At 47.0% G+C, this 26,267-nt stretch carries 22 protein-coding genes, 15 tRNA genes and 2 rRNA genes; 37 read left to right on the top strand and 2 right to left on the bottom strand.

Translation table 11 applies throughout. The features are described from left to right. Nucleotides 1-131: 131 nt before the first annotated feature. A complete protein-coding gene (locus ACH59B_RS21005; protein WP_016820268.1) occupies nucleotides 132-788 on the top strand; it encodes a DUF6483 family protein in 657 nt (218 codons plus the stop codon). Then, the gene (locus tag ACH59B_RS21000) at nucleotides 775-1,989 is read left to right on the top strand and encodes an SAM-dependent methyltransferase (RefSeq protein ID WP_019688593.1); all 1,215 of its coding nucleotides are present in this window, start codon (nucleotides 775-777) and stop codon (nucleotides 1,987-1,989) included. Before ACH59B_RS21005 ends, ACH59B_RS21000 begins: the two co-directional genes overlap by 14 nt. 80 nt (nucleotides 1,990-2,069) lie before the next feature. On the opposite strand, the gene ACH59B_RS20995 is transcribed toward ACH59B_RS21000, so the two are convergent. Then, nucleotides 2,070-2,393: a hypothetical protein gene (locus ACH59B_RS20995; protein WP_016820266.1), complete on the bottom strand. Its 324-nt coding sequence runs from the start codon at nucleotides 2,391-2,393 to the stop codon at nucleotides 2,070-2,072. Nucleotides 2,394-2,538: 145 nt separating this feature from the next. Between ACH59B_RS20995 and ACH59B_RS20990 the strand changes: the two genes are divergently transcribed. The 32 genes from ACH59B_RS20990 to ACH59B_RS20835 all read left to right on the top strand — a co-directional run bounded on the left by ACH59B_RS20990 (nucleotide 2,539) and on the right by ACH59B_RS20835 (nucleotide 22,558). Beyond that, nucleotides 2,539-3,153 (top strand): DedA family protein, encoded by a 615-nt coding sequence (locus tag ACH59B_RS20990; RefSeq protein ID WP_013373027.1) that lies wholly within the window; start codon nucleotides 2,539-2,541, stop codon nucleotides 3,151-3,153. 1 nt (nucleotide 3,154) lies between these two features. Then, complete coding sequence (locus tag ACH59B_RS20985) at nucleotides 3,155-3,724, top strand: thioredoxin family protein (protein ID WP_017425942.1); 570 nt, start codon at nucleotides 3,155-3,157, stop codon at nucleotides 3,722-3,724. 3 nt (nucleotides 3,725-3,727) lie between these two features. Continuing rightward, a complete protein-coding gene (locus ACH59B_RS20980) occupies nucleotides 3,728-4,357 on the top strand; it encodes an MBL fold metallo-hydrolase (protein WP_016820263.1) in 630 nt (209 codons plus the stop codon). A gap of 243 nt (nucleotides 4,358-4,600) precedes the next feature. Beyond that, nucleotides 4,601-4,810, top strand: a complete 210-nt coding sequence (locus ACH59B_RS20975) for a hypothetical protein (RefSeq protein WP_031462226.1) — start codon at nucleotides 4,601-4,603, stop codon at nucleotides 4,808-4,810. Nucleotides 4,811-4,890: 80 nt separating this feature from the next. After that, nucleotides 4,891-5,277: a hypothetical protein gene (locus ACH59B_RS20970; RefSeq protein WP_016324719.1), complete on the top strand. Its 387-nt coding sequence runs from the start codon at nucleotides 4,891-4,893 to the stop codon at nucleotides 5,275-5,277. 292 nt (nucleotides 5,278-5,569) lie between these two features. Beyond that, entirely contained in the window at nucleotides 5,570-5,857 is a 288-nt protein-coding gene (gene gatC / locus ACH59B_RS20965) for an Asp-tRNA(Asn)/Glu-tRNA(Gln) amidotransferase subunit GatC (protein WP_016820261.1), read from the top strand. Nucleotides 5,858-5,884: 27 nt separating this feature from the next. Next, on the top strand, nucleotides 5,885-7,342 hold the full coding sequence (gene gatA, locus ACH59B_RS20960) for an Asp-tRNA(Asn)/Glu-tRNA(Gln) amidotransferase subunit GatA (RefSeq protein ID WP_039276213.1): 1,458 nt from the start codon (nucleotides 5,885-5,887) through the stop codon (nucleotides 7,340-7,342). A 26-nt stretch (nucleotides 7,343-7,368) separates the two neighbouring features. Continuing rightward, nucleotides 7,369-8,814 carry an Asp-tRNA(Asn)/Glu-tRNA(Gln) amidotransferase subunit GatB gene (gatB, locus tag ACH59B_RS20955; protein WP_025365821.1) on the top strand — a complete coding sequence of 482 codons (1,446 nt, stop codon included), beginning with the start codon at nucleotides 7,369-7,371 and terminating at the stop codon, nucleotides 8,812-8,814. Between the two features lie 134 nt (nucleotides 8,815-8,948). Continuing rightward, nucleotides 8,949-9,410 carry a GNAT family N-acetyltransferase gene (locus ACH59B_RS20950; protein WP_017425940.1) on the top strand — a complete coding sequence of 154 codons (462 nt, stop codon included), beginning with the start codon at nucleotides 8,949-8,951 and terminating at the stop codon, nucleotides 9,408-9,410. Between the two features lie 59 nt (nucleotides 9,411-9,469). Next, entirely contained in the window at nucleotides 9,470-10,183 is a 714-nt protein-coding gene (locus tag ACH59B_RS20945) for an MgtC/SapB family protein (protein ID WP_016820257.1), read from the top strand. An 83-nt stretch (nucleotides 10,184-10,266) separates the two neighbouring features. Next, nucleotides 10,267-10,911, top strand: a complete 645-nt coding sequence (locus ACH59B_RS20940; RefSeq protein ID WP_025365819.1) for a hypothetical protein — start codon at nucleotides 10,267-10,269, stop codon at nucleotides 10,909-10,911. A gap of 7 nt (nucleotides 10,912-10,918) precedes the next feature. Continuing rightward, nucleotides 10,919-12,322, top strand: a complete 1,404-nt coding sequence (locus tag ACH59B_RS20935) for a DUF4097 family beta strand repeat-containing protein (protein WP_031462223.1) — start codon at nucleotides 10,919-10,921, stop codon at nucleotides 12,320-12,322. Between the two features lie 108 nt (nucleotides 12,323-12,430). Beyond that, nucleotides 12,431-12,862, top strand: a complete 432-nt coding sequence (locus ACH59B_RS20930; RefSeq protein WP_013373015.1) for a Fur family transcriptional regulator — start codon at nucleotides 12,431-12,433, stop codon at nucleotides 12,860-12,862. 186 nt (nucleotides 12,863-13,048) lie between these two features. Next, on the top strand, nucleotides 13,049-14,767 hold the full coding sequence (locus ACH59B_RS20925) for a glycosyl hydrolase family 18 protein (RefSeq protein WP_031462222.1): 1,719 nt from the start codon (nucleotides 13,049-13,051) through the stop codon (nucleotides 14,765-14,767). A 56-nt stretch (nucleotides 14,768-14,823) separates the two neighbouring features. Beyond that, nucleotides 14,824-15,759 (top strand): nucleotidyltransferase-like protein, encoded by a 936-nt coding sequence (locus ACH59B_RS20920; protein WP_052132615.1) that lies wholly within the window; start codon nucleotides 14,824-14,826, stop codon nucleotides 15,757-15,759. A gap of 498 nt (nucleotides 15,760-16,257) precedes the next feature. Then, nucleotides 16,258-17,811, top strand: a 16S ribosomal RNA gene (locus tag ACH59B_RS20915). Nucleotides 17,812-18,158: 347 nt separating this feature from the next. Further along, a 23S ribosomal RNA gene (locus ACH59B_RS20910) occupies nucleotides 18,159-21,084 on the top strand. Together the 16S and 23S rRNA genes with 15 tRNA genes alongside form the textbook arrangement of a ribosomal RNA operon. Before the next feature lie 65 nt (nucleotides 21,085-21,149). Further along, nucleotides 21,150-21,225 (top strand) — tRNA-Asn (locus ACH59B_RS20905). A 3-nt stretch (nucleotides 21,226-21,228) separates the two neighbouring features. Continuing rightward, nucleotides 21,229-21,320: transfer RNA gene (locus ACH59B_RS20900), tRNA-Ser, on the top strand. 17 nt (nucleotides 21,321-21,337) lie between these two features. Continuing rightward, nucleotides 21,338-21,409, top strand: a tRNA-Glu gene (locus ACH59B_RS20895). A gap of 69 nt (nucleotides 21,410-21,478) precedes the next feature. After that, nucleotides 21,479-21,554 (top strand) — tRNA-Val (locus ACH59B_RS20890). Nucleotides 21,555-21,580: 26 nt separating this feature from the next. Next, nucleotides 21,581-21,657: transfer RNA gene (locus ACH59B_RS20885), tRNA-Met, on the top strand. Nucleotides 21,658-21,672: 15 nt separating this feature from the next. Further along, nucleotides 21,673-21,749: transfer RNA gene (locus ACH59B_RS20880), tRNA-Asp, on the top strand. A gap of 37 nt (nucleotides 21,750-21,786) precedes the next feature. Further along, nucleotides 21,787-21,859, top strand: a tRNA-Phe gene (locus ACH59B_RS20875). A gap of 22 nt (nucleotides 21,860-21,881) precedes the next feature. Further along, a tRNA-Thr gene (locus tag ACH59B_RS20870) sits at nucleotides 21,882-21,957 on the top strand. A 4-nt stretch (nucleotides 21,958-21,961) separates the two neighbouring features. Beyond that, nucleotides 21,962-22,047, top strand: a tRNA-Tyr gene (locus tag ACH59B_RS20865). Between the two features lie 7 nt (nucleotides 22,048-22,054). Continuing rightward, nucleotides 22,055-22,128, top strand: a tRNA-Trp gene (locus tag ACH59B_RS20860). An 18-nt stretch (nucleotides 22,129-22,146) separates the two neighbouring features. Then, nucleotides 22,147-22,219 (top strand) — tRNA-His (locus ACH59B_RS20855). A gap of 9 nt (nucleotides 22,220-22,228) precedes the next feature. Further along, a tRNA-Gln gene (locus tag ACH59B_RS20850) sits at nucleotides 22,229-22,303 on the top strand. Between the two features lie 6 nt (nucleotides 22,304-22,309). Beyond that, a tRNA-Gly gene (locus tag ACH59B_RS20845) sits at nucleotides 22,310-22,381 on the top strand. Between the two features lie 12 nt (nucleotides 22,382-22,393). Next, nucleotides 22,394-22,468, top strand: a tRNA-Cys gene (locus ACH59B_RS20840). 11 nt (nucleotides 22,469-22,479) lie between these two features. Then, nucleotides 22,480-22,558, top strand: a tRNA-Leu gene (locus ACH59B_RS20835). Between the two features lie 658 nt (nucleotides 22,559-23,216). On the opposite strand, the gene ACH59B_RS20830 is transcribed toward ACH59B_RS20835, so the two are convergent. Further along, nucleotides 23,217-23,411, bottom strand: coding sequence for a hypothetical protein (locus ACH59B_RS20830; RefSeq protein ID WP_318300697.1), 195 nt, complete (start codon nucleotides 23,409-23,411; stop codon nucleotides 23,217-23,219). A gap of 222 nt (nucleotides 23,412-23,633) precedes the next feature. Here ACH59B_RS20830 and ACH59B_RS20825 point away from each other — a divergent pair, with 222 nt between their 5' ends. From ACH59B_RS20825 to sufD, 3 genes are read left to right on the top strand one after another with little or no spacing between them, the layout of a single operon-like run. Continuing rightward, a complete protein-coding gene (locus tag ACH59B_RS20825; protein ID WP_016819923.1) occupies nucleotides 23,634-24,155 on the top strand; it encodes a MarR family transcriptional regulator in 522 nt (173 codons plus the stop codon). Then, nucleotides 24,136-24,912, top strand: a complete 777-nt coding sequence (sufC, locus tag ACH59B_RS20820) for a Fe-S cluster assembly ATPase SufC (protein ID WP_016819924.1) — start codon at nucleotides 24,136-24,138, stop codon at nucleotides 24,910-24,912. Before ACH59B_RS20825 ends, sufC begins: the two co-directional genes overlap by 20 nt. A 23-nt stretch (nucleotides 24,913-24,935) precedes the next feature. Continuing rightward, a complete protein-coding gene (gene sufD, locus ACH59B_RS20815; protein WP_025365815.1) occupies nucleotides 24,936-26,243 on the top strand; it encodes a Fe-S cluster assembly protein SufD in 1,308 nt (435 codons plus the stop codon). The last annotated feature ends 24 nt before the right edge of the window (nucleotides 26,244-26,267 follow it).

Here is a 26,267-nt window from a genome sequence, read left to right as displayed (position 1 = left end):
ATGATTTGTAATTGTACTAAATAGAATTACGCCATGATGGCGGCATTTGGCTTTTAGACAAGGATGTCTTACAATCAGAAGGGACAGGGTTGCTGGTTCTCTAGGCATCAGGATGAAAGGAAGGGAACGGCTTGCTTAGAAAAGATTATTTGCTTAGTATGATGGAAGAATTGACATCAGCAGTAGCATCAGTGCTCGGTCTGAGGCGTGAAAATAAACACGTCGAAGCGCTAAAACAGCTAGATGACCTACTCAACAAGCAGTTTCGCCTTCGTTCAGATTTGCTCAGACGATTGCCGCCAGAACAAATTATTGAGCTTTTCCGAATGGGCCCTGGGATGGAAGCGGATGAGCTTCAGCAAGTGGCTCGCATTCTGGAAGAAGAAGCTGTTATATACATGGAGACCAGCAGAATAGACGAGGGCATACGAATTTTAATGAAATCTCTTCATTTATATTTGTACAGCGATCTGAATGGCGCAAATCGTGATCTACAGGTCCTGCCTGAACGAATAGCGTGTATCGTACAACTGGTTCATGAATATGAGCTTTCTCCTGAAACCAGCAAGCTACTGGCTGTTCATTATGAGCGGGAAAACAGACTGGACCAGGCCGCCGATGTCTGGTTTGGATTGGCATGGGAGCAGCCAGAGCTGGGATCGGAAGCAGAGGCATTTTACAGTCAGTTACTGGATAAGACCGATGCAGAGCTAGAGCGGGGTGGAATTTCACGCCGGGAAATCATCGAGGGTTTGTCCGAGATCACCCAATTACATGAAAGAAAGTGAGATGTACCTTTTGGATTCACTGCGCGAACTTGTATACCAATTGACCACGGGAGGCTCCCTCATAACAGCAACGCTGAGTCAGCTGCGCAAACGTGAGGATGCTTCTTTTACTAAAGTGCAAATCAAACCTGTGGAATTGAAAAACAAACTGCATTACCAGTTTGCCTTTCATTACAGCAACAAAGTCATTCATGAAAATCTGACCCCTGATGAAGCTAATGAGCGCATGACTGCCTTGTTTGAGGACACATTCCGCCAAGGACTTCTATGTGCCAAGGATGCAGACTATCAGGTGCTGATCAGTAAAAAATATAAAGTATCCATTCTGACAAAGTCACCGAGCAAAAGTAAAGCCGATTTGTCTCATAATCGTAAAAAGCAATATGTGCTTGAGGAAGGAGAACGTATTCCTTTCCTGATTGAGCTGGGGATTATGAATGAGGACGGTAAGGTACTGGCCCGCAAATACGATAAATTCCGTCAAATCAACCGTTTTCTCGAAATGGTGCAGGATGTATTGCCCAGCCTTCCGGTAGGCCGTCCATTGACGATTGTGGATTTTGGCTGTGGCAAGTCTTATTTGACCTTTGCCTTGTATCACTATTTGGCGGTACAGCAAAAACGACCTTTGCAGATTGTCGGTTTGGACTTAAAGGCAGATGTTATTGAAACCTGTAATGTTCTGGCGCAAAAGCTGCAATATCGACAGTTGGAGTTTCTGGTCGGAGATATCGCAGACTACAATGAATTGGAGCAGGTGGATATGGTCGTTACCTTGCATGCATGCGATACAGCAACAGATGCAGCGCTGGAAAAGGCTGTCCGCTGGGGAGCGTCTGTCATTTTATCAGTTCCGTGCTGCCAGCATGAGCTGTTTAGCCAACTGGAAAACCCGGTCTTGGAGCCTTTGCTCTCCCATGGCATTTTAAAGGAGCGTTTTTCTGCACTGGCAACGGATGGAATCCGGGCCAAGCTGCTGGATATGATGGGGTATCGGACACAGCTCTTGGAATTTATCGACATGGAGCACACACCTAAAAATATTCTGATTCGTGCTGTCAAAGGCCAAGCGGGAGAACGATCCGTTCTGTGGCGTGAGTACACAGCATTTCGGGATTTTATACATGCTGATCCTTATTTGGAACGTGCTTGTGCGGATTTGCTTCCCGAAGGAGCGGGGCAGAAACAGACACATAGCTAAGAATATAGTAAAAGTGGAGCCACTGCGGGGTGGCTCCACTTTTTTGTAAATTACAGTTCATGGTTGCTATACGCAAACCTCTACCCGCCATAGGCACTTCTAAAAGCGGTGCACAAGACATCGCGATCCACCTTCCACAATGCCGCGAGCTCCTCGCTGACATCTTCGTCCCACCAGTCGCACAGTAGTTTGCGATTGCTATGGTTTTCCGCAATCCAGATGAGGTGTCCGACGACCTTGCGGCAGTATAGCTCCTCGCCCTGCTTGACCAGATCAGGAGCAATGTGAACAGGCAGACGTTTGCAGGTTCGGTACAGCTCTTTGCAGCATGCGCGGCGGATCCCGCGAGCCGTGGGTAAACGGGATTGTGGATTGTCATGTTTGGGGAATTTGCCGGGAGGCATATTGTACCCCCTCCTCTCTCTCTCAACTTATGCGGGCAGAGGAGCTGGGGTCACTGACCGCCCTAATGGAGCGAAGTGGCGACTTGTTCTGCCGCTGTGATACACTAATGAAAATAGAGAAACAGGCAGGGAGTGGGAAGAAAAAATGGACCATATATCTAGTATCATTAATTATTTGTTTGAAATCATTCGTAGTCTTGGGTATTTTGGTATTATGCTAGGCTTGATGGTGGAGGTCATTCCAAGTGAAATTGTCCTCGCTTACGGCGGCTTTTTAGTATCCTCAGGTCATATTAATTTTTTTGGCGCAGTCGTGTTCGGAACGATTGGCGGGGTGCTGGCCCAACTGTTCATTTACTGGATTGGACGCTATGGTGGCAGACCCGTATTAGATAAGTATGGGAAATACATACTCATCAAAAAAAGCCATGTTGACCACGCTGAAGCCTGGTTCAATAAATATGGCACGGGGGTCATTTTTACAGCTCGCTTCATCCCTGTTGTTCGTCACGCGATCTCAATCCCTGCCGGGTTGGCTCGAATGAACGTATGGCGCTTTATTATTTTGACGACGCTAGCGATTATACCTTGGTCTGTTTTGTTTATATATTTAGGTATGCTGCTGGGAGACAAGTGGGAGCAAATTGACGAAGTGGCAGCACCTTACATCAAACCCATTTTGCTAGTTGCTCTTGCGCTCTTGATCATTTATTTTGTCATCAAATGGATTGTAGCCAAAAACAAAAAAGGAAGTGTATAACATGAGCCGTACTAACGTATCGCAATATTTCGGCAAGGGCCTGAGTCCTGAACAATTTATGGAGGGCATGGAAAAGAACAAAGAAGCCTTCCGCTCCGGATACGATCAGTTTGTGTGGAGCAGCGAAGAGGATCGGGAGTTTTTTGAAAGCCTGAACCATCGTGATGATCTGCGTGTGCTTATATTGGCTGCCGACTGGTGTGGGGATGTCGTACGCAATGTGCCAGTTGTGTTCCGTGCGCTGGAGAATAGCGGTATCCCAACCGAAGTATTGATTCTGGAAAATCATCAGGCGCTGATGGACGACTTCCTGACGATGGGCGGACGTGCTGTGCCGATTGTGATTTTTGCGGATACTGGGGGCCACGTACTGGGTCACTGGGGACCACGTCCTGCACATGTCCAACAAATTATGATCGAATTCAAACGTGAAAATCCAGATCGGGAAGCCGATGACTATCAAGAAAAAATCGCAGTTGCTCGCAAAGAAATGGCTGCAAAATATGGGGAGGGAACCGAGGTTCATCCTGTGATTGTTCAGGAATTACGCGAGCTGATCTCGGGATTTTAACTTATGACCTTATCCATTCGCAGCTTTAATCTGGGTCCACTTCAAACGAATGCTTATTTGCTTCAAGGGGATGATCCACAGCGCGCCGTTATTATTGATCCAGGAATGAATCCGGGACCTTTGCTGAGAGCGATTGAATCCCTGACCATTGAAGCTATCCTGCTGACCCATGCCCATTTTGACCATATTGGAGGAGTGGAGGAGATTCGCAATGCGAAAGGATGCCCGGTGTATCTGCACGCCTTGGAGCAAGACTGGCTCACATCTCCTAAGCTGAATGGCTCCCTGATGTGGCCAGAGGCTTCTCCACCGATCTCGACAGGACCTGCCGAATATGATTTGGCGGAAGGTCAGCAATTAAATCTAATCGGGCACACGTTCAAGGTGTTCCATACACCGGGGCATTCACCCGGAAGTGTTAGCTTCTTGTGTGGCAAAGATCTTTTCTCCGGGGATGTGCTATTCCGTCAGGGTGTCGGACGTACCGACCTGCCGGGGGGGCGGGAACGGGATTTGTACGATTCCATTCAGAATAAATTGTTTCCGCTTGGAGATGACGTTACGGTCTATTGTGGTCACGGACCCAAAACATCCATTGGTTATGAGAAAGCCAACAATCCGTATATCCGGTAAATTTGATAAACGTTAATTAATTGAGGCAAAATCAAAGAAGTGACAGGTTTTGCCTCAATTCGACAACAAAATATAAATTATGTATAGACAAAGGTTTTTATTTTTGTTAACATAAATTTATTGAAGTTACATACTAAACTCGCGAAGCACGCAAGCTGTGGATGAATCCCGGTTTGCGTTCTTTTTTTGCCCATTAAGAGGATAAAGAGGCATGAAGCCGTCAGATCACAAGGGGGAGCAAGAATGAAAAGAAAACATATATATGAGGTACACCGTGAGAAAGAAGGTAGTTTCCGTCTTCCCAAAATAGTAGATATTGAAGATGTTGTGGTAGGTTCCGAACCGAAGATCATAACTTGGAAAAAGGTGAAACGGCAGGGCGGAACCCCTACGCAAAACTGGCATATACGGCTTAATGAGCATAGATTTGGACGTGGAGACGGTCGATTATGAAGATACATAGATGATATAGACAAGCTACCTTTTTTTTAGTAGACTTAGCAGATAAGTTCAGACAAACGGGGGGGCTAACGATGCATCATTTAGGAGCTAGAATTATGATCGTCGCGGATGCTTTTGAGCAGAATCTTCCTGTGGGCGAACATGGTTATATCATTGCTTACGACCGTAATGCGGACAATGCTTTTGACTATGTCATTCGCGTACCGAAGGTAAATCGCAATTTTTTCGTACCATCCGGGGACATTGAGCTGGAAGAAAGTATTCTCAAGCTGGAAGCCGAGCGGATTGAGCGTGAAGCGCTGATAGATTACGCCCTTGCTACTCATAATGAGAAGCTGTTCAGACATGTGATGAACGGTGGTCATGATTCAGTAGAGACTGAGGAAGAAGAAACCGCGGCAGAATTGTTGTCACAGGCTGATTTTATTAAACAAGTTAATTTGCGTGCTTGGATATAGGACCGGCTGTTGCCGACTCTTTTTAACAATATATAATGGGCACGATTTCAGCTGCTATAGTTTTCTTGAAAGAGCACCGAGAGGTGCTTTTTTTATATTCTTTTAGTAACATTTACCTCATTGATGTACAGTCTGCTTCTGTACCGCGTCAAAGATTGAATTGTATAGGGTTCTATCCTATAATTAAAAACGTTATTTCAAAGTTCGGTGTAACATTTTTGATACCAGGATTTTGCAAAATCCGATTCCAGTCGCTTATTGGATTTTTATATATACATGAGGAGGGTTTAGAATGAACATTTCCAAGGAAGATGTCCGTCACGTAGCCAGGCTGTCCCGATTGAATTTGACCGAGACTGAGGAAGAAACCATGACAGGGCAATTAAACGCCATTCTCCATTATGCGGAGAAGCTGAATGAGCTGGATACGGAGCAGGTAAAACCGACCACTCATGTGCTGCACGTCAGCAATGTCATGCGAGACGACGAAGTTCGCGAAAGTTTGACGCATGAGCAAGTGATGCGTAATGCACCTGAAGAAGAAGATGGACAGTTTAAAGTTCCTGCTGTTCTGGAATAGATTTCACATTTGAAAGGAGGATGCAAATTGAGCTTGTTTAATAACACATTGCCGGAAATACATAATAAGCTGCATCAAAAGGAAATTTCCGTGAGTGATCTAGTGGGGCACGCTCTGGAGACAATTGATGCGCGGGAAGAGAAGATCAGGGCCTATATTACTGTCGACGAGGAACGGGCTCGGGCATCCGCACGTCAGCTGGATGATCAGCTGGTTTCGGGAGAGGAACGAGGGTTGTTGTTTGGTCTGCCGGTCGGTATTAAGGATAATATCGTGACGGAAGGGCTGCGCACAACATGTGGCAGTCAGTTTTTGAAAAATTTTGATCCCGTGTACGATGCCACAGTTGTCGGTAAGTTACGCGCAGCACAAACGGTAACACTGGGTAAAATGAACATGGACGAATTCGCCATGGGTGGTTCGAACGAGAACTCCAGCTTTTTCCCTGCACGTAATCCTTGGGATTTAGAACGTGTTCCCGGCGGTTCCAGTGGCGGCTCGGCTGCAGCTGTTGCGGCAGGTGAAGCTTATTTCACGCTCGGTTCCGATACAGGTGGCTCCATTCGCCAGCCCGCTTCTTATTGCGGCGTAGTTGGCTTAAAACCAACCTATGGTCTGGTATCCCGTTTTGGACTGGTGGCTTTTGCTTCGTCTTTAGACCAAATCGGTCCGATTACAAAAAATGTTCAGGATTCAGCCTATGTCCTGCAAGCCATTGCAGGTTATGACCAGAAGGACTCCACTTCTGCGAAGGTAGACATTCCTGATTATTTGAACGCTTTAACCGGAGATGTGAAGGGACTTCGTATCGCTGTGCCTAAAGAGTATCTTGGTGAAGGCGTAGATCCACAGGTCAAGGAAAAGGTGCTTGATGCACTGAAAACACTGGAAGGATTGGGCGCTGTATGGGAAGAGGTATCTCTTCCGCACACGGAATATGCAGTTGCAACGTACTACCTACTGGCTTCATCTGAAGCATCGTCCAATCTGGCCCGCTTTGACGGCGTGCGCTATGGTGTACGCGCTGACAATCCGGATAACCTGCTCGATCTGTACCATCAGTCCCGTACGCAAGGGTTTGGTCCTGAGGTGAAGCGTCGGATTATGCTCGGTACCTATGCACTCAGCTCCGGGTACTACGATGCTTATTATTTGAAAGCTCAAAAAGTGCGCACACTGATCAAACAGGATTTTGATCGTGTATTTGAACAATATGATGTGATTATCGGGCCTACTGCACCGACTACCGCGTTCAAAATCGGTTCCCAAGTAGACGACCCATTGACAATGTATTTGAACGATATTTTGACGATTCCAGTGAGTTTGGCTGGCGTGCCGGCGATCAGTATTCCTTGTGGTCTTGCAGATGGAATGCCAGTCGGACTACAAATTATCGGGAAAGCCTTTGACGAGTCTTCTGTACTGCGCGTAGCGCATGCATTCGAACAAAATACTGAATTTCACAAGCAGCGTCCGCAGCTGTAATTTGCCAAAAAGGAGGGAACCTATTCATGTCTACAACTACATCTAAGTATGAGACGGTCATTGGACTTGAAGTCCATGTGGAATTGCATACGAAGTCCAAAATATTTTGTGGATGCTCGACATCCTTCGGAGCACCGCCAAACTCCCATACATGTCCGGTCTGTCTAGGACATCCGGGGGTATTGCCGGTATTGAACCGTCAAGCCGTTGATTATGCTATGAAAGCGGCAATGGCGCTCAATTGCACCATCGCTGATATCAGCAAATTTGACCGCAAAAACTATTTCTACCCCGATTCACCGAAGGCTTACCAAATTTCGCAATATGACCAACCGATCGGTGAGCATGGCTGGATTGATATTGAAGTGAACGGTGAAACCAAGCGTATCGGCATTACCCGGTTGCATCTGGAAGAGGACGCGGGGAAATTAACCCACGTTGATGGTGGCTATGCGTCTTTGGTTGATTTTAACCGGGTCGGCACACCGTTGGTTGAAATCGTTTCGGAACCGGATATATCTTCGCCGGAAGAAGCCAAGGCTTATCTGGAAAAAATACGTGCCATTATGCAGTATTGTGACGTATCCGATGTGAAGATGGAGGAAGGCTCGCTTCGTTGCGATGCGAATATCAGTCTTCGTCCGCATGGACAAAAAGAGCTGGGAACCAAAGCGGAACTGAAAAACATGAACTCCTTCCGTGGCGTACAGCGCGGACTGGAATATGAGCAGTTCCGGCAAGAACAGACGCTGGACGAAGGTGGAACGATCGTACAGGAAACACGTCGCTGGGATGAGGCACAGGGTAAAACACTGTCCATGCGTGGCAAGGAACAGGCGCACGACTATCGTTATTTCCCGGACCCGGATCTCGTTACACTGCATATTGATGAGGAGTGGAAAGAGCGTATCCGTGCTTCGATTCCTGAATTACCCGACCAGCGTAAAGCACGTTACACTTCGGAATATGGATTACCTGAGTATGATGCACAGGTAATTACGTCCTCCAAGCCATTGGCTGATTTGTTCGAGGATAGTCTTCAGTACACCAAGGATGCCAAAGCCGTATCCAACTGGATTATGGGGGATTTACTCGGCTATTTGAACAGTGCCAATGTAGAATTGTCGCAGGTTAAATTGACAGGTCGGGGCTTGGGTGAAATGATCGGACTACTGGAGAAGGGTACGATCAATAGTAAAATTGCCAAAACGGTCTTCAAGGAAATGCTGGAAAGTGATAAACTGCCACAGCAAATTGTTGAAGAAAAAGGGCTTGTGCAAATCAGTGATGAAGGTGCAATTCTGACAATTGTCGAACAAGTTGTAGCAGCCAACCCGCAATCGGTCGAGGATTACAAAGCTGGCAAGCAAAAGGCCATCGGCTTCTTGGTCGGTCAAGTGATGAAGGAGAGCAAGGGCAAAGCTAACCCTGGCCTCGCTAATAAGTTGCTGACAGAAGTGTTGAACCGTTAATGGCATAGTTATGACAGGGGCTTGTCTTTTAGGGACAGGCCCCTTTTGCATAGGTGCAAAGACACGAATGGGGCATCAAACACGTATTAGAAGCGTGATGACATATGATGAGTTTCCTTAGGAGGGCAAACAGCATGGTTACCCTATGTTCATTGGAAGATGATAATATTGTCAGTCAGATATGGCGTCTTCAGCATGTCGCTTATAGACTGGAAGCTGAACTGATTGGATTTGATGAGATTCCTCCACTGATGGATACATTGGAGACGCTGAGAAGCTGCGGGGAGTCTTTTTATGGGTGGCTGGAGGATGATGAACTGCTAGGAGCACTAGCTGTGCAGTCTGAGTCATCTGGCTCGCTTACCCTTACACGTATGATGGTTCATCCAGATCATTTTCGCAAAGGGATTGCGGACTCCTTAATGAAGCATGTTTTGAATGAATATCGGAATGTCCCCCTGTTTATCGTCACCACTGGAACTTTAAACACTCCTGCGGTGACGCTTTATCGAAAACATGGTTTTCGCCCCGTTTCCGCGGCAGAAGTGGCCCCAGGCGTGGAATTAACCACCTACCATTTGCATAACGTGGAATAATACTCACAAACCGCGTGCCCGGACAGGGAAGCACGACATAACCGGGAGGAGAGACTCGAATGAATAATCCGTGGATTATAGATGATTCACATATCATTTTACGGCTATTACTGTCCATGCTTCTCGGTGGATTCATTGGCTTTGAGCGAGAACGTTCCAATCATGCTGCTGGTTTGCGGACTCACATTATGGTCAGTCTTGGATCGGCGCTGATTATGCTACTCTCCATTTACGGCTTTGCTGATTTTATTAAAGAAGCTAATGTGCGTATAGATCCAGCTCGTTTGGCTACGGCGGTGATTACTGGCGTAGGCTTTTTGGGCGCAGGTACGATTATGTTCACAGGTAAATCCATTACTGGACTCACAACGGCGGCTTCCATTTGGGTCGTAGCTGCCATTGGCCTTGGGGTCGGAGCAGGCTTCTATTTACCCTCTATAGCGGCAACTGTGCTCGTATTTTTAAATTTATGGGTGTTCAACAAATTAGAACTTCGGTATATGCGTGGACGCAAGCCTCATCTTATTACACTGTACGGATTGTCCTCTCACGGATTGCTCGATCAAATTTCGACTTATTTAGAGCAGGAAAAAGTGGAAATACGTAAAATCATGATTAAAGAACATGAAAATGTTCCATTTCATGAATTGCACCCGGATCGTCAGAGTATGGAGGTTTCCCTGGAGGTGCTGGCCCGACATGACTTTAATCCGGTGCGTATTGCAGCTGATTTACGACAATGGGAAGATATAGCTGCCGTCTCCGTTGAGTGATCATAACCCTTTTTTTTACAGTTACTATCAAATCTGATTGGGGTACTATGTAACCATCAAAGTATTTTACAGCGGAGCTACGTATGGAATTCAAAGGGGAGGATGGCATGAACTCGGAACAACCGTTACCGTCGGGAGAGTCCGGACAGGCTGAACAGCCACATGGACAGAAACAGCGGGGGCGTCTGCAATACGCTAAATTTCGCAAAGTAATTGCCATTATCATGGCAGCACTGATACCTGGAATGGGACATCTTTTTTTAGGACTATTTATTAGGGGGCTTACATTTATTGTATTGCTCCTGCTAGATATTTTTGCGATGCTGTATGTTTCCTCCGATGGATTGAGGATTAACATCCCATTACTAATTTTGCTGGGCTTGTTCATACCCGTTTTATATTTTTATAATGTATATGATGTCTTACAGTCAGCGGATTACATGGTTCGTTATCGGCGCAAGCCAGATCAATATGCACGAATGGATGCTAGAGGTCAGCAAAGTAGTCCATTTTATGCGTGGGAAAGAGGCTTTGCTTTTGCTGTGCTATTGGTGGCAGGCGGTGGACTTATGATTCTGTTCCGCATGAAACCTCGCTGGCTAAGCATTTTCTTTGAAGATTATGGGTTCCTGACGCTGGCCATTATATTAATGATAATCGGTTTATTCCTTTTTCTAAGGGAAGCCTTTCTATCCTTTAAACGTAAAAAGTTGAAAGAAAGAGGGTGAAGCAGGCGTGCACCGCAAAATAAGAGTCGGCCGCTACACCTCTTCGCTTCTGTTGATGGCTGTAGGCATTTTGCTGATTGTAGATGTGCTTCAGAACACGGAATATATGCTCCAGCTCCTTGTGTGGTGGCCTGTAATCTTTGTGCTTTGGGGTCTGGAGTATTTGATTTTTTTTGGCGTGTATTATCGCAAAGAGGGCAAGCCTGACAACGGACGACGTTTCAGACCTGACTTGAAGGGGATTCTGTCCGCTTTGGTAGTGGCTGCTTCGGTTTTTATCGTGACCCAGCAAAACCATTATATGTACCTGTGGAACCGGGTTAGTCTCAATCTGACATCGGCGTCTATGGATTTTAGCCAGGCTAAAGAGAATCGGTATGATATGGGCGGTGTGCTGGTACCTGTAACTATGCAGACATCCGATTTAGTAGTTGATTCAGTGAATGGGGATATAACACTGATCAGAAGGCCGGTGTCCAATATTGAGGTACGCGGGACTCTATGGGTGGATCAAGCGCCTGCTGCCGAAGCGGACAAGATTGCTCAAGCTTCTTCACTGACTTCTACCGACGGCAAGACCATCCAGATTCGTCCGGAGGTACAGTCATACGGAGCATCAAGTAAACGTCAGCCTCGAATGAACATGTTGATCACCGTGCCAGAGGATCGGCGCTTCAATATGCAGATTAGAACCTCCAACGGGAATATTACCTTGAATGGAGTAGACGCTATCGACAGCATCCGGCTTGAGAGTGGTAATGGGAATCTCACAGTTAATGACGCTATCGGCAATGTCAAAGGAGGCACCCTGAACGGTCAGATTAAATTGCATCGGATTTCTGGAGATGTGGATGTACGCACGAACCGTGGCGATATGCAGGCAGGGGATATTGAAGGGGCCTTGTCACTCCACACTATGGTAGGTGACATTCAGGTCGCTCGTTCGGAAGGGGATATTACCGTTGATACTCAAAATGGTGACATGAATGTGCTGGATTCTACAGCCAAGCTGAATGCAAATTCGCTTAATGGCGCTATCAAAGTGCATAGCGAGAGGGTGGGCGGAGATTGGAAAATATACAGTGCTGTCGGTGATATCGTATTGGATCTTCCATCAAATGGAGATTTTCAGTTAGAGGGTTCAAGCAGTTATGGTAATCTTCAGTCTGATTTTCCATTTAAGATAGACAGTAAAAGCATTTCAGGTCAAAACGGGGATGGCAAATATGTGATTAACGTAGAGGGGAACAGCAATTTAACCATTAAAAAGTTACTGATGCCGTCATTACCCGACTTGGATGATTCCGGAGGATCGACTGCGCCCGATGCAACTGTAAGTTCTCCGGGTGAACCTGAAGTTCCTGCGACCGATACTTCTGTACGGACATCCGGCGACAATACGGCGCGTTGACAAGATTCTTGAGTAGACCGTACAATGTGAGTAGCTTTAGAAGTGAATTGTAAATAGATGCGTGGTAATTGATAGGATTGCAAGTAAGGGATAAGGCGGTGGACATATATGGCAGCACGCGTCCAGCATGCTTTGGAACTTCTGAAGAAGACAGGTGTACGCATAACACCCCAGCGCCATGCCATATTAAACTATTTAATGGAATCTATGGGGCATCCGACTGCAGATGAAATATATCGTGCGCTTGAGTCCAAGTTTCCAAGTATGAGTGTGGCTACGGTTTATAATAACTTAAAGATGTTTATAGAAGCGGGTATGGTACATGAGTTGACCTATGGAGATAACGCCAGTCGTTATGATGCCAATATTTCGGAGCACTATCACATCATTTGTGAAAAATGCGGAAAGATTGAAGATTTCAGTTATCCGTATTTGGCAGATGTGGAACGCCATGCCGCGTTGGAAACAGGCTTCGAGGTGCATGGACATCGTATGGAGTTACACGGAGTATGCAAAGCTTGTAGTAACAAACAATCGTAGCGAAACAAGGGATAAAAGTTTTTAGTGCGGTATGTATATATTGTAATGGATTGGAAACGTGAGGAATTCCCCATAAGTGGGGATTTACCGCGTTTTTTTGTTTAAATCACTTTGTTTTTTGTCTCAGGTAATCTGTTAAAGTTACAAAATACAGAAATCAAAATTTCTTACAATGGAGGTTCAATATTGGCCAGAAATCATTCCAGACGCCGCCGTAAACGTTCTCGATTCAAAGGAGCGGCAAGCCTGCTATTATTCGCAGCGATTATATGCGCAATTACTGTCGTATGGTATGGTAATCCTCTTCACGAGAAACCCGATTGGCAGGGGAGTGTCCGACCTATTTTTATGAAGGGCAAGTTGACCGGATATGAAGCTCAAAGCTCCGGCAAGAACATGCTGATGCCGCTTAAATTGATACAAGGTCAAATTGACCCTGCCATTCGTTATGAGGATGACAGCCAAACCGTCATTATGGCAACGAGACAAAGCTTGCTCCATATGAATGTTGCAAAGACACAAGGCGAACTGAATGGTAAAACATATGCACTTAGCGCCGCCCCTCAGATAATCAGTGGAGAGGTGTATATCCCCATTGAGGCTGTACGTGAAGTATATGGTATATCCATCCACGAAGACCCTGTAACAGGGGCTGTCATTCTGATGAAAGCCGGAGAGAAAGTCAGGCTAGGTAGTGTAGAAAAGAAAGATGGGCAACAGGATGCTAGAATTGCTTTACGCAAAGAAGCCTCTAGTCTATCTTTTATTTTGGCAGATGTATCACAGCAGACGAAAGTACGCATCTGGTCTCAACAGGGCGATTGGTATTTTGTGCAGTTAGACAATGGTTATGCAGGATACATGAAGTCAGACTGTATCTCTGAAGGAGAAGAACTTGTGATACCTTCGGTTAAGGACGATTTGTCAATCTCGGAGAAGCATTGGCAGGGTAAACCTGTGAATCTCGCTTGGGAAGCCGTCTATAATCGTAAGCCTGATCCTTCCAAATTTGACCCTATGCCTGGAGTAAATGTGGTGAGCCCTACATGGTTCAGCGTCGTTGATCATGAGGGTACTGTAGAAAGCAAAGCGGACCCGGCATATGTCAGCTGGGCGCATCGTAAGGGCATGGAGGTATGGGGCTTGTTGAGCAACAGCTTTAACCCCGAAATAACAACAGAGGCACTATCTACCTTTGAACGTCGAAAATCGATTGTAGATCAGATGATCTCACTTGCCCAAGAAAATGATCTGGATGGTATTAATATTGACTTTGAAAATGTCCATACGAAGGATGGCCCCAATGTCACCCAATTTTTGCGGGAACTTAAACCGTTGGCCCGGGAACATGATTTGATACTGTCCATTGATGTTACGCCTAAATCTCAAAGTGAGATGTGGTCTGTTTTCTTGGATCGAAAGGCATTGGGTGCTATAACAGATTATCTCATGGTAATGGCGTATGATGAGCATTGGGCGGCTAGTCCAAAAGCTGGTTCCGTCGCCTCATTACCATGGACAGAAGCATCAATTCAGCGGATTGTTCAGGAAGACGAAGTGCCGCCTCAAAAAGTGGTTTTAGGTATTCCGTTATATACCCGCGTTTGGTCCGAGACTCCCAAAGAAGGGAAAATTAAGGTCACCTCCAAATCAATTGGTATGGAGTCAGCAGCGGATATCTTAGCCCAATTTAAGTTGAAGCCCAAATTTAGAGCTTCTGAAGGTCAGAATTATGTCGAATATACCGAAGACGGTGTTGTCAAAAAGATTTGGCTAGAGGATCAGATATCCCTGAAGGCAAGAGTAGAACTTGCCAAATCACTGAACCTGGGCGGAATTGGTGTGTGGAGTCGGAGCTTTGCAGATGAAGACGCTTGGATAACACTGAAAGAAATAATTAAATAAGATAAAAAATTATACAATTGAAGAAGGAAGTTTCTTATTTATGTAGAAATGATCACATGTATCCAAATATCCAATTTAGCGGTTATAGCCGCCTTGCAGGTATGGAGGGTGAAGTGCAGCTAACCAAATTAAACCTGATGCATGATGAATTGTTGCAGGAAGATTCAATAGGTGTTATTTCGTACAGAAAGCCGGGAGAATATTTTCACGGTTCGATGTTGTATGACTTTGATGAACTCATTCTAATTATTGGAGAAGGCCGGGAGCCAGTTCAATCTATACAACACTTATTTATTAATGGACTAAAATGCCAAGTGTTGTACACAACGCTTAGTTGTCTGAAGGGTTGGATTATCGCAGGTGAACAAGCCAACATTATAGATTATGTGCTAGAAGGTCGTATGGTCTGGGAACGGGATGACAGGGTACGTCTTTTAAGACAGGAAATTATTGAATTTAACGATCCACTGCGGGAGCAGAAGCGATTTCATGAGTTCTCCCGCTTTCTGGTCAATTACGTTCAGGGTAAGAAAGCAGTGCGAGAAGGGCGGATCATTGACGCTTATCAAAGTGTTCTGAAGGCACTGGATCATTGGGCGTCTATTGAACTCATTGAACGTGGGATTTATCCAAAGGTTCACTTATGGGTTCAGATGCAGCCGCTGGATCGAACAATTGAGAAGCTGTATAACGAGCTCACATTAAGTACGGAGACTCTGGAGCAACGGGTTGAACTGGTACTACTCGCTTGTGAATTTTCAGTCATGTCAAAAATGGAGGAGTGCTCCTCTCCGCTATTCCGTATATTAGGCAGCAGACGGGAACCTTGGTCTATAGATGAACTTATGAATCATCCTGAGCTCAAGAATCTACAATTAGATCTTACCGTCGTGCTCCGTAAACTGGTTTATCGTTCGCTTATTAGAGAATCAGCCGTCGGGGAATTTAGGGATCGCGGACAAAATCGTGAACTGCGCTACTCCCTTCTTTGATGAGCGGAGGTTATTTTATCAGGAAGAAAGGTCGATAAATGATCTTTTCTTCCTTTTTTCTTATGTGATTTAGAATTTACAGGAGATTAAAAGATATAAATGATTATTTTAGCTTGACGAGTATGTAAAATATGTGCTAAGTTATAACTCGCCCCATTAAGCAACACGAATAATTTAGAACTGTCTAAAGCAGGATAAAGGGTGTTGCATCAAGCAAGAAAATAAATTTTTAAAAAAATGCTTGACGAAAAATGAGGTTATGTGTTACATTATTTAAGTCGCCGCTGAGACGCGGTGGTGAAACAAAGTGAGAGAAAATAAAGTTTGATCTTTGAAAACTGAACAACGAGTGAGTACGGATTTTATTTATAAAATCCAATGCTGAAATTTTGGTACATGCCATCTGGCTGTATGAAATGGAAGCAAGAAAGAGATATTTTATCTCGTCAGTTTCAAAATGAGCTAATCGCTCTTTCTATAACCAGCTTCGGTTGGTCTTTAATGGAGAGTTTGATCCTGGCTCAGGACGAACGCTGGCGGCGTGCCTAATACATGCAAGTCGAGCGGGGTTAGTTAGAAGCTTGCTTTTAACTAACCTAGCGGCGGACGGGTGAGTAACACGTAGGCAACCTGCCCACAAGACAGGGATAACTACCGGAAACGGTAGCTAATACCCGATACATCTTTTTTCTGCATGGGAGAAGGAGGAAAGGCGGAGCAATCTGTCACTTGTGGATGGGCCTGCGGCGCATTAGCTAGTTGGTGGGGTAAAGGCCTACCAAGGCGACGATGCGTAGCCGACCTGAGAGGGTGATCGGCCACACTGGGACTGAGACACGGCCCAGACTCCTACGGGAGGCAGCAGTAGGGAATCTTCCGCAATGGGCGAAAGCCTGACGGAGCAACGCCGCGTGAGTGATGAAGGTTTTCGGATCGTAAAGCTCTGTTGCCAGGGAAGAACGTCTTGTAGAGTAACTGCTACAAGAGTGACGGTACCTGAGAAGAAAGCCCCGGCTAACTACGTGCCAGCAGCCGCGGTAATACGTAGGGGGCAAGCGTTGTCCGGAATTATTGGGCGTAAAGCGCGCGCAGGCGGCTCTTTAAGTCTGGTGTTTAATCCCGAGGCTCAACTTCGGGTCGCACTGGAAACTGGGGAGCTTGAGTGCAGAAGAGGAGAGTGGAATTCCACGTGTAGCGGTGAAATGCGTAGAGATGTGGAGGAACACCAGTGGCGAAGGCGACTCTCTGGGCTGTAACTGACGCTGAGGCGCGAAAGCGTGGGGAGCAAACAGGATTAGATACCCTGGTAGTCCACGCCGTAAACGATGAATGCTAGGTGTTAGGGGTTTCGATACCCTTGGTGCCGAAGTTAACACATTAAGCATTCCGCCTGGGGAGTACGGTCGCAAGACTGAAACTCAAAGGAATTGACGGGGACCCGCACAAGCAGTGGAGTATGTGGTTTAATTCGAAGCAACGCGAAGAACCTTACCAGGTCTTGACATCCCTCTGACCGGTCTAGAGATAGGCCTTTCCTTCGGGACAGAGGAGACAGGTGGTGCATGGTTGTCGTCAGCTCGTGTCGTGAGATGTTGGGTTAAGTCCCGCAACGAGCGCAACCCTTATGCTTAGTTGCCAGCAGGTCAAGCTGGGCACTCTAAGCAGACTGCCGGTGACAAACCGGAGGAAGGTGGGGATGACGTCAAATCATCATGCCCCTTATGACCTGGGCTACACACGTACTACAATGGCCGGTACAACGGGAAGCGAAGCCGCGAGGTGGAGCCAATCCTAGAAAAGCCGGTCTCAGTTCGGATTGTAGGCTGCAACTCGCCTACATGAAGTCGGAATTGCTAGTAATCGCGGATCAGCATGCCGCGGTGAATACGTTCCCGGGTCTTGTACACACCGCCCGTCACACCACGAGAGTTTACAACACCCGAAGTCGGTGAGGTAACCGCAAGGGGCCAGCCGCCGAAGGTGGGGTAGATGATTGGGGTGAAGTCGTAACAAGGTAGCCGTATCGGAAGGTGCGGCTGGATCACCTCCTTTCTATGGAGAATCGTTTCCTGCAATGGAAACATTCAAATCAGCAGGTACATGTACCTGCGACCGGATATTCAATTCGGTTCATCACAATATGTGTGAATGAAATGGATATCCTGAACTTACTCACTCGTTGCTCAGTTTTGAGAGTTCAAACTCTCAAGTTTCGACGAATGTTTCATTCACACATCGTGTGGAACCGAAATATTCATCGGGTTTCGCTTCGACGAAGCGAATTGCACCTTGAAAACTGGATACCGAAACGAAATTGCGTTTTAGAATATTCCTTTAAGCTGATCTTGTGTAAACAAGTGAAATAAAGGTAGCAAATCGTATTTACTATGTAGATACTAGGTTAAGCTACAAAGAGCACACGGAGGATGCCTAGGCGCCAGGAGCCGACGAAGGACGTGGCGAACAACGATAAGGCCTCGGGGAGCTGTAAGCAAGCTTTGATCCGGGGATGTCCGAATGGGGAAACCCGGCTGTCTTCATCGACAGTCACTACTCACTGAATTCATAGGTGAGTGAGAGGCAGACCAGGGGAACTGAAACATCTAAGTACCCTGAGGAAGAGAAAACAATAGTGATTCCGTCAGTAGCGGCGAGCGAACGCGGATTAGCCCAAACCAAGGAGCTTGCTCCTTGGGGTTGTGGGACGTCTCACATGGAGTTACAAAGGAACCGGTTAGATGAAGAGGTCTGGAAAGGCCCGCCAGAGAAGGTAAAAGCCCTGTAGTTCAAAACCTGTTCCCTCCGAGACGGATCCCGAGTAGTGCGGGGCACGTGAAACCCCGTATGAATCCGGCAGGACCATCTGCCAAGGCTAAATACTCCCTGGCGACCGATAGTGAAGCAGTACCGTGAGGGAAAGGTGAAAAGCACCCCGGAAGGGGAGTGAAATAGATCCTGAAACCGTGTGCTTACAAGAAGTCAGAGCCCGATCTATGGGTGATGGCGTGCCTTTTGTAGAATGAACCGGCGAGTTACGTTCCCGTGCAAGGTTAAGGTGAAGAGCTGAAGCCGCAGCGAAAGCGAGTCTGAATAGGGCGAATGAGTACGTGGACGTAGACCCGAAACCGGGTGATCTACCCCTGTCCAGGGTGAAGGTGCGGTAACACGCACTGGAGGCCCGAACCCACGCATGTTGAAAAATGCGGGGATGAGGTGGGGGTAGCGGAGAAATTCCAATCGAACCCGGAGATAGCTGGTTCTCCCCGAAATAGCTTTAGGGCTAGCCTCGGAAAGAAGAATCGTGGAGGTAGAGCACTGATTGGGTGCGGGGCCCGCAAGGGTTACCAAGCTCAGTCAAACTCCGAATGCCATAGATTTAGTTCCGGGAGTCAGACAGTGAGTGCTAAGATCCATTGTCGAAAGGGAAACAGCCCAGACCATCAGCTAAGGTCCCCAAGTGTGTGTTAAGTGGGAAAGGATGTGGAGTTGCACAGACAACCAGGATGTTGGCTTAGAAGCAGCCACCATTGAAAGAGTGCGTAATAGCTCACTGGTCGAGTGACTCTGCGCCGAAAATGTAACGGGGCTAAACACACCACCGAAGCTATGGCTTGATGCTTTGCATCAGGGGTAGGGGAGCGTTGAATGCGGGTTGAAGGTGTACCGGAAGGAGCGCTGGACTGCATTCAAGTGAGAATGCCGGTATGAGTAACGAAAAGATCTGTGAGAATCAGATCCGCCGAAAGCCTAAGGGTTCCTGAGGAAGGTTCGTCCGCTCAGGGTAAGTCGGGACCTAAGGCGAGGCCGATAGGCGTAGTCGAAGGACAACAGGTAGAAATTCCTGTACCACCGTAATCCGTTATGAGCGATGGGGTGACGCAGTAGGGTAGTGACGCGGACTGATGGATGTCCGTCTAAGCAGTGAGGCTGATGTGTAGGCAAATCCGCACATCGTAAGGCTGGGCTGTGATGGGGAGCGAAAATTACAGTAGCGAAGGTCATGATCTCAGACTGCCAAGAAAAGCCTCTAGCCAGGAGAAGGTGCCCGTACCGCAAACCGACACAGGTAGGCGAGAAGAGAATTCTAAGGCGCGCGGAAGAACTCTCGTTAAGGAACTCGGCAAAATGACCCCGTAACTTCGGGAGAAGGGGTGCCTCGGTAGGGTGAATAGCCCGAGGGGGCCGCAGTGAAAAGGCCCAAGCGACTGTTTAGCAAAAACACAGGTCTGTGCGAAGCCGCAAGGCGAAGTATACGGGCTGACGCCTGCCCGGTGCTGGAAGGTTAAGGGGAGTGGTAAGCCTTCGGGCGAAGCTATGAACCGAAGCCCCAGTAAACGGCGGCCGTAACTATAACGGTCCTAAGGTAGCGAAATTCCTTGTCAGGTAAATTCTGACCCGCACGAATGGCGTAACGACTTGGGCGCTGTCTCAACGAGAGATCCGGTGAAATTTTAATACCTGTGAAGATGCAGGTTACCCGCGACAAGACGGAAAGACCCCATGGAGCTTTACTGCAGCTTGATATTGAATTTGGGTACGATCTGTACAGGATAGGTGGGAGCCGTTGAGCCTTGAGCGCCAGCTTGAGGGGAGGCATCCTTGGGATACCACCCTGATCGTATCTAGGTTCTAACTTGGTACCGTGATCCGGTACGAGGACAGTGTCAGGTGGGCAGTTTGACTGGGGCGGTCGCCTCCTAAAGAGTAACGGAGGCGCCCCAAGGTTCCCTCAGAATGGTTGGAAATCATTCGAAGAGTGCAAAGGCAGAAGGGAGCTTGACTGCGAGACCTACAAGTCGAGCAGGGACGAAAGTCGGGCTTAGTGATCCGGTGGTACCGCATGGAAGGGCCATCGCTCAACGGATAAAAGCTACCCTGGGGATAACAGGCTTATCTCCCCCAAGAGTCCACATCGACGGGGAGGTTTGGCACCTCGATGTCGGCTCATCGCATCCTGGGGCTGAAGTAGGTCCCAAGGGTTGGGCTGTTCGCCCATTAAAGCGGTACGCGAGCTGGGTTCAGAACGTCGTGAGACAGTTCGGTCCCTATCTGTCGTGGGCGTAGGAAATTTGAGAGGAGCTGTCCTTAGTACGAGAGGACCGGGATGGACGTACCGCTGGTGTACCAGTTGTTCCGCCAGGAGCACCGCTGGGTAGCTATGTACGGAAGGGATAAGCGCTGAAAGCATCTAAGCGTGAAGCCCCCCTCAAGATGAGATTTCCCAGTATGTAAGACCCCTTGAAGACGACGAGGTAGATAGGTTGGGGGTGGAAGTGCAGTAATGCATGGAGCTGACCAATACTAATCGGTCGAGGGCTTATCCTAAGATAAGACGCAATGAAGTTTCGGATCCAGTTTTCAGGGTGTAACCTTGAAACAAATGTTAATATTCCCTGATAGCTCAGTTGGTAGAGCACTCGACTGTTAATCGAGTTGTCACAGGTTCGAGTCCTGTTCGGGGAGCCATATGGAGAGGTGTCCGAGTTGGCCGAAGGAGCACGATTGGAAATCGTGTAGGCGCCAAAAGCGTCTCGAGGGTTCGAATCCCTCTCTCTCCGCCAGAATTATTTTATAGTATGGCCCGTTGGTCAAGGGGTTAAGACACCTCCCTTTCACGGAGGTAACAGGGGTTCGAATCCCCTACGGGTCATAAAAAAATAACCACAAAAAGTTGCAATAAAAAGTTTGTTGTGGTATAATATAAGAAGTGTTCCGTTGAGGAGGCTTAGCTCAGCTGGGAGAGCATCTGCCTTACAAGCAGAGGGTCGGGGGTTCGATCCCCTCAGCCTCCACCATTTAAAAAGTAAATACTTATTACTGTCGCGGGGTGGAGCAGTTCGGTAGCTCGTCGGGCTCATAACCCGAAGGTCGCAGGTTCAAATCCTGCCCCCGCAACCAATTTAAATCTATTATGGAACTGTGGTGTAGAGGCCTAACATGCCTGCCTGTCACGCAGGAGATCGCGGGTTCGAATCCCGTCAGTTCCGCCATTAGTAATACATTGCTTGATAAAGAGCTCTATTGTGAGGCTCGGTAGCTCAGTCGGTAGAGCAGAGGACTGAAAATCCTCGTGTCGGCGGTTCGATTCCGTCCCGAGCCACTTTTAATTGAATAGTTTTTGTGCCGGTGTAGCTCAATTGGTAGAGCAACTGACTTGTAATCAGTAGGTTGGGGGTTCAAGTCCTCTCGCCGGCACCATTTTGGAGGATTAGCGAAGTGGCCAAACGCATCAGACTGTAAATCTGCTCCCTTACGGGTTCGGTGGTTCGAATCCATCATCCTCCACCAGTTTTATAGGGGCATAGTTTAAAGGTAGAACAACGGTCTCCAAAACCGTTGGTGTGGGTTCAATTCCTGCTGCCCCTGCCAATTACTTCTTTTCCTGTGGCGGTCGTGGCGAAGTGGTTAACGCACCGGACTGTGACTCCGGCATTCGTGGGTTCAAGCCCCATCGGCCGCCCTTTCTTATTGGGGATTAGCCAAGCGGTAAGGCAACGGACTTTGACTCCGTCATGCATAGGTTCAAATCCTATATCCCCAGCCATCTTATGCGGACGTGGCTCAGCGGTAGAGCATCGCCTTGCCAAGGCGAGGGTCGCGGGTTCGATTCCCGTCGTCCGCTTAGTTATATTCTGGCGCCATAGCCAAGTGGTAAGGCAAAGCTCTGCAAAAGCTTTATTCCCCAGTTCAAATCTGGGTGGCGCCTCCATAATTAAATATGCCGGCGTGGCGGAATGGCAGACGCGCTCGACTCAAAATCGAGTGGGAAACCGTGGAGGTTCGAGTCCTCTCGCCGGTATTAACTAAAAAAGTTCATTAGAGACATTCTCTAATGAACTTTTTTTATTTGAGCTTTAGTACCCCACTCATTGCTTGAGCTGAAGACACCTTTGATTACCGGATGGAGTAGCCGCTTTTACTCTTGCAGCATATCTTCGTTTTCAACCGCGAGTGCTTGTCCTTCCATATGATAATTCTTCCTGGCTTCCTGAAGCAAGATTTCGGCTCTTTTCTTGGTTCCTTTTATCTTAAGCCCCGTAGGGATCCATTTTGGTTATCGTTTACCATTCTCATCTTTACAGTTAGGCGGATGTCCCGTTGCGCTTTCTCCTCTTCCAACAACTCCAGAGGGTGAACCCGATCTTTTTTCAAATACCAGTTGAGCTTTGGAATGGATTTGCTACAAAAGTGGTAGCTAATCCGCCGATGGATTGCTTTAGCGCCCAGAAGGTGCATTTGATTTTGAACTGGGCGGATAAAGTTCAATGATCTAGGTCATCTCCAGTGTCAGATCGGTGCTGGCTAGAATGGAGCATCGCCTGTTCAAGATTCACCAGCAAAAACCACAGTTTTTGGTATACTCTTTGGCCTCATAACATATCCAGACACAGGTAACTGACTGATTATTCATTGCTATACATGCTCACGATAGCGTACTCAAACGCGGCGATACGGCTTTAAAACAGCTCGGCCAAGCACCACCTTTGTCCTCTTTTACGATAGCGACCCCGGTCTTTGACAGGTGTACCATGACGTTCATAGGCAACGGTATTGGACTTGGCTTCGGTTACCAGATCCATCCGGGTGCTGCCAAATTGGTTCCATTGTTCAACCCCCGCAAAGCAGGATTGATCAGAGGTATTCAAAACCATTTCCAGAACGTGCCCTAGTCAAAACACAGCCTGAGGCCGATGACAATGACAACAAACTCATGATGAAAAGTGCCTCCAAAATTGTATCACATTTAACATAATTGATATTGATAATCAATATCAATTATGTTAATATAACTTTGTTTACTAGTGAACAAAAATAATCTAATGGTGACACTAAACTTGGTCTGCAACTACTACAAAAGAGGGGAGATTGGGAAATTGGAGTTTCAAAATCATTTTAAAGGTCATCTTTACGAACAATATATTAAAATGCTACATCTGAATGAGCTGTATACTGAACAAGAAATTAACTCGTTTCGGCAACAGGCCAGAAAGTACCAGATTGACATGCTCTCCAACAATATTACTAGTGTACACGTTATTGATTGCATTGGTGATTATGAACCGATAAATCATACCGGGATTGTGGAGAAGATGGGGTTGTCCAAAGCTAGTATTACTAAAATTAGTGCAAAGCTGCTGGAAATGGGCTTCATTATGAAAAGTCAACTGAACAGCAATCGTAAGGAGATTTACTTTAGTTTAACGGATAAGGGAAGACACGTTTATCATTTGCATAAAGAACTGCACAAAGAAAAAGAAGAAAGGTTTTACCAATTCATTGAATCCTATTCAGAGGTTGAGCTGCAGACTATTGGAAAATTTATGAGTGATTTGGTGGCGCGTGCCGAAGAATACTCCGAAGGGAAGTTTATGATAAATGACGACATTAAAGATTGAGGAATTAAGATCCAAGATTGAAGGGAAAGAAATTTTAAAAGGGCTCACACTGGAGATTCATGGCGGAGAGATTCATGCGATTATGGGGCCTAATGGGACGGGGAAAAGTACATTGGCTTCAGCTTTAATGGGCCATCCCAAATATGAGGTTACTGGCGGTAAGGTGACATTGGACAATGAAGACCTTCTGGAGATGGAGGTGGATGAGCGTGCCCAGGCAGGCTTGTTCCTCGCTATGCAATACCCAAGTGAAATTGCTGGCGTGACCAACTCGGATTTTCTCAGAAGTGCCATCAATGCACGGCGTGAAGAAGGCGATGAGATATCCTTAATCCGTTTTATCCGTGAAATGGAGAGCAAAATGAAGGGGCTGGAGATGAACCCGGAATTTGTGCATCGTTATTTGAATGAGGGATTCTCTGGCGGTGAAAAAAAGCGGAATGAGATTTTGCAAATGATGCTACTTGAACCCAAGTTTGTGATCCTGGATGAAGTGGACTCAGGGCTTGATATTGATGCACTGCGTATTGTGGCCAATGGCGTAAATGAGATGCGCAGCCCGGATAGAGGCTTTTTAATCATCACCCATTATCAACGACTGTTGAATTATATTACCCCGGATTTTGTGCATGTCATGATGCAAGGCCAGATAGTTAAATCTGGCGGTCCGGAGCTTGCCCACCGTTTGGAGGCTGAAGGGTACGATTGGGTGAAGGAGGAACTTGGGATTACGGATGAGACGGTAAGGGAAGCTTAAAAGCCGGAGAGGAGGAACAGCACGTGGATATACAAGCTAGAGTTTCAATGAATGTGGACGATTTACGCGCATGGTCAAGTGCTAAGGATGAACCTCGTTGGCTGATTGAACGCCGCGTTCATGCACTCGAACTGGCAGGGACGCTGGAGTTGCCTAAAGTGGAGAAAATCAATCTTGAAAAATGGGATATCTACGAAAGTGGAGATTACAAAGCTGAGAATGCGTGGTCTAGTTTGGAGGAAGCGCCGGAGGTTGTTCGAGGTTTGGTTACTTCTCCGGTGAAAGGCGGACTAATCGTTCAGTTCAACTCGGATGTAGTGTATACGAAATTGTCCGAGAGCTTAGCCGCCCAGGGAGTCATTTTAACGGATCTGCATACTGCGGCAAAAGAGCATGAGGAGCTGGTTCAACGTTATCTCTTTCAGGCAGTAAAGCCAGAAGAACATCGTTTATCTGCTGCACACAGTGCCTTATGGAGTGGTGGCGTTTTTCTATATGTCCCAGACGGTGTAGAGGTTGAAGCACCTATTCAAGCGATCTTTCTTAACGATACAAGCGGTGTGTGTTTTGCTCCTCACGTCTTAATTGTGGCAGGGAGCAACAGCAAGATCACTTATGTGGATAATTGCGTATCGAGTGGTGATGATGTCAAGGTATTGCATAACGGTGTGACGGAGGTCTTCGCGGGGGCGGGCTCAAAGGTGCAAGTAGCTTCGGTTCATCAGCTTGCTGCAACTACAACAGATTTCACCCAGCGACGGGCGGTCGTTCTTGCTGATGGGGGTGTGGAATGGATTATCGGTGAGATGAACAATGGTTATACCGCCAGCGATACCAAGACTTTGCTACAAGGCAACGGGGTGGTCTCCGACAATAAGGTAATTGCTATTGGCACGGGTAATCAAAAATCGAGCTATACAACTCAAGCTCAGCATTTTGGCAGAAGCTCGGTAAGCCAGATGATTACGCGTGCAGTCATGCTTGAAGAAGCTACGGCCATTATCAATGGCATTACAAAGATTGAAAAAGGTGCAACCCATTGTGATGGTCAGCAAACAGAACGCGTGCTTATGCTAAGTCCTAAAGCTCGCGGCGATGCCAATCCGATCCTGCTGATAGATGAGGATGATGTAACCGCGGGTCATGCTGCATCCGTGGGGCAAGTAAATGCAGAGCAAATCTATTATCTGATGTCGCGCGGGATATCAAGGAGTGAAGCCGAACATCTTGTTATTTTCGGATTTCTCGCTCCTGTCATTTCGGAGATCCCGCTGGAAGGTGTTCGTAGTCGCCTAAAAGATTTAGTGGAAAGCAAGCTCGGCAGATCATAGCAAATCAAAATGATTCTTGAAAGG

This window comes from Paenibacillus sp. DP01 (genome assembly GCF_044784315.1).
Lineage (GTDB): Bacteria > Bacillota > Bacilli > Paenibacillales > Paenibacillaceae > Paenibacillus > Paenibacillus polymyxa.
Note: the sequence above shows the minus strand (reverse complement) of the source record. Positions and strands in the feature narration are given on the sequence as shown.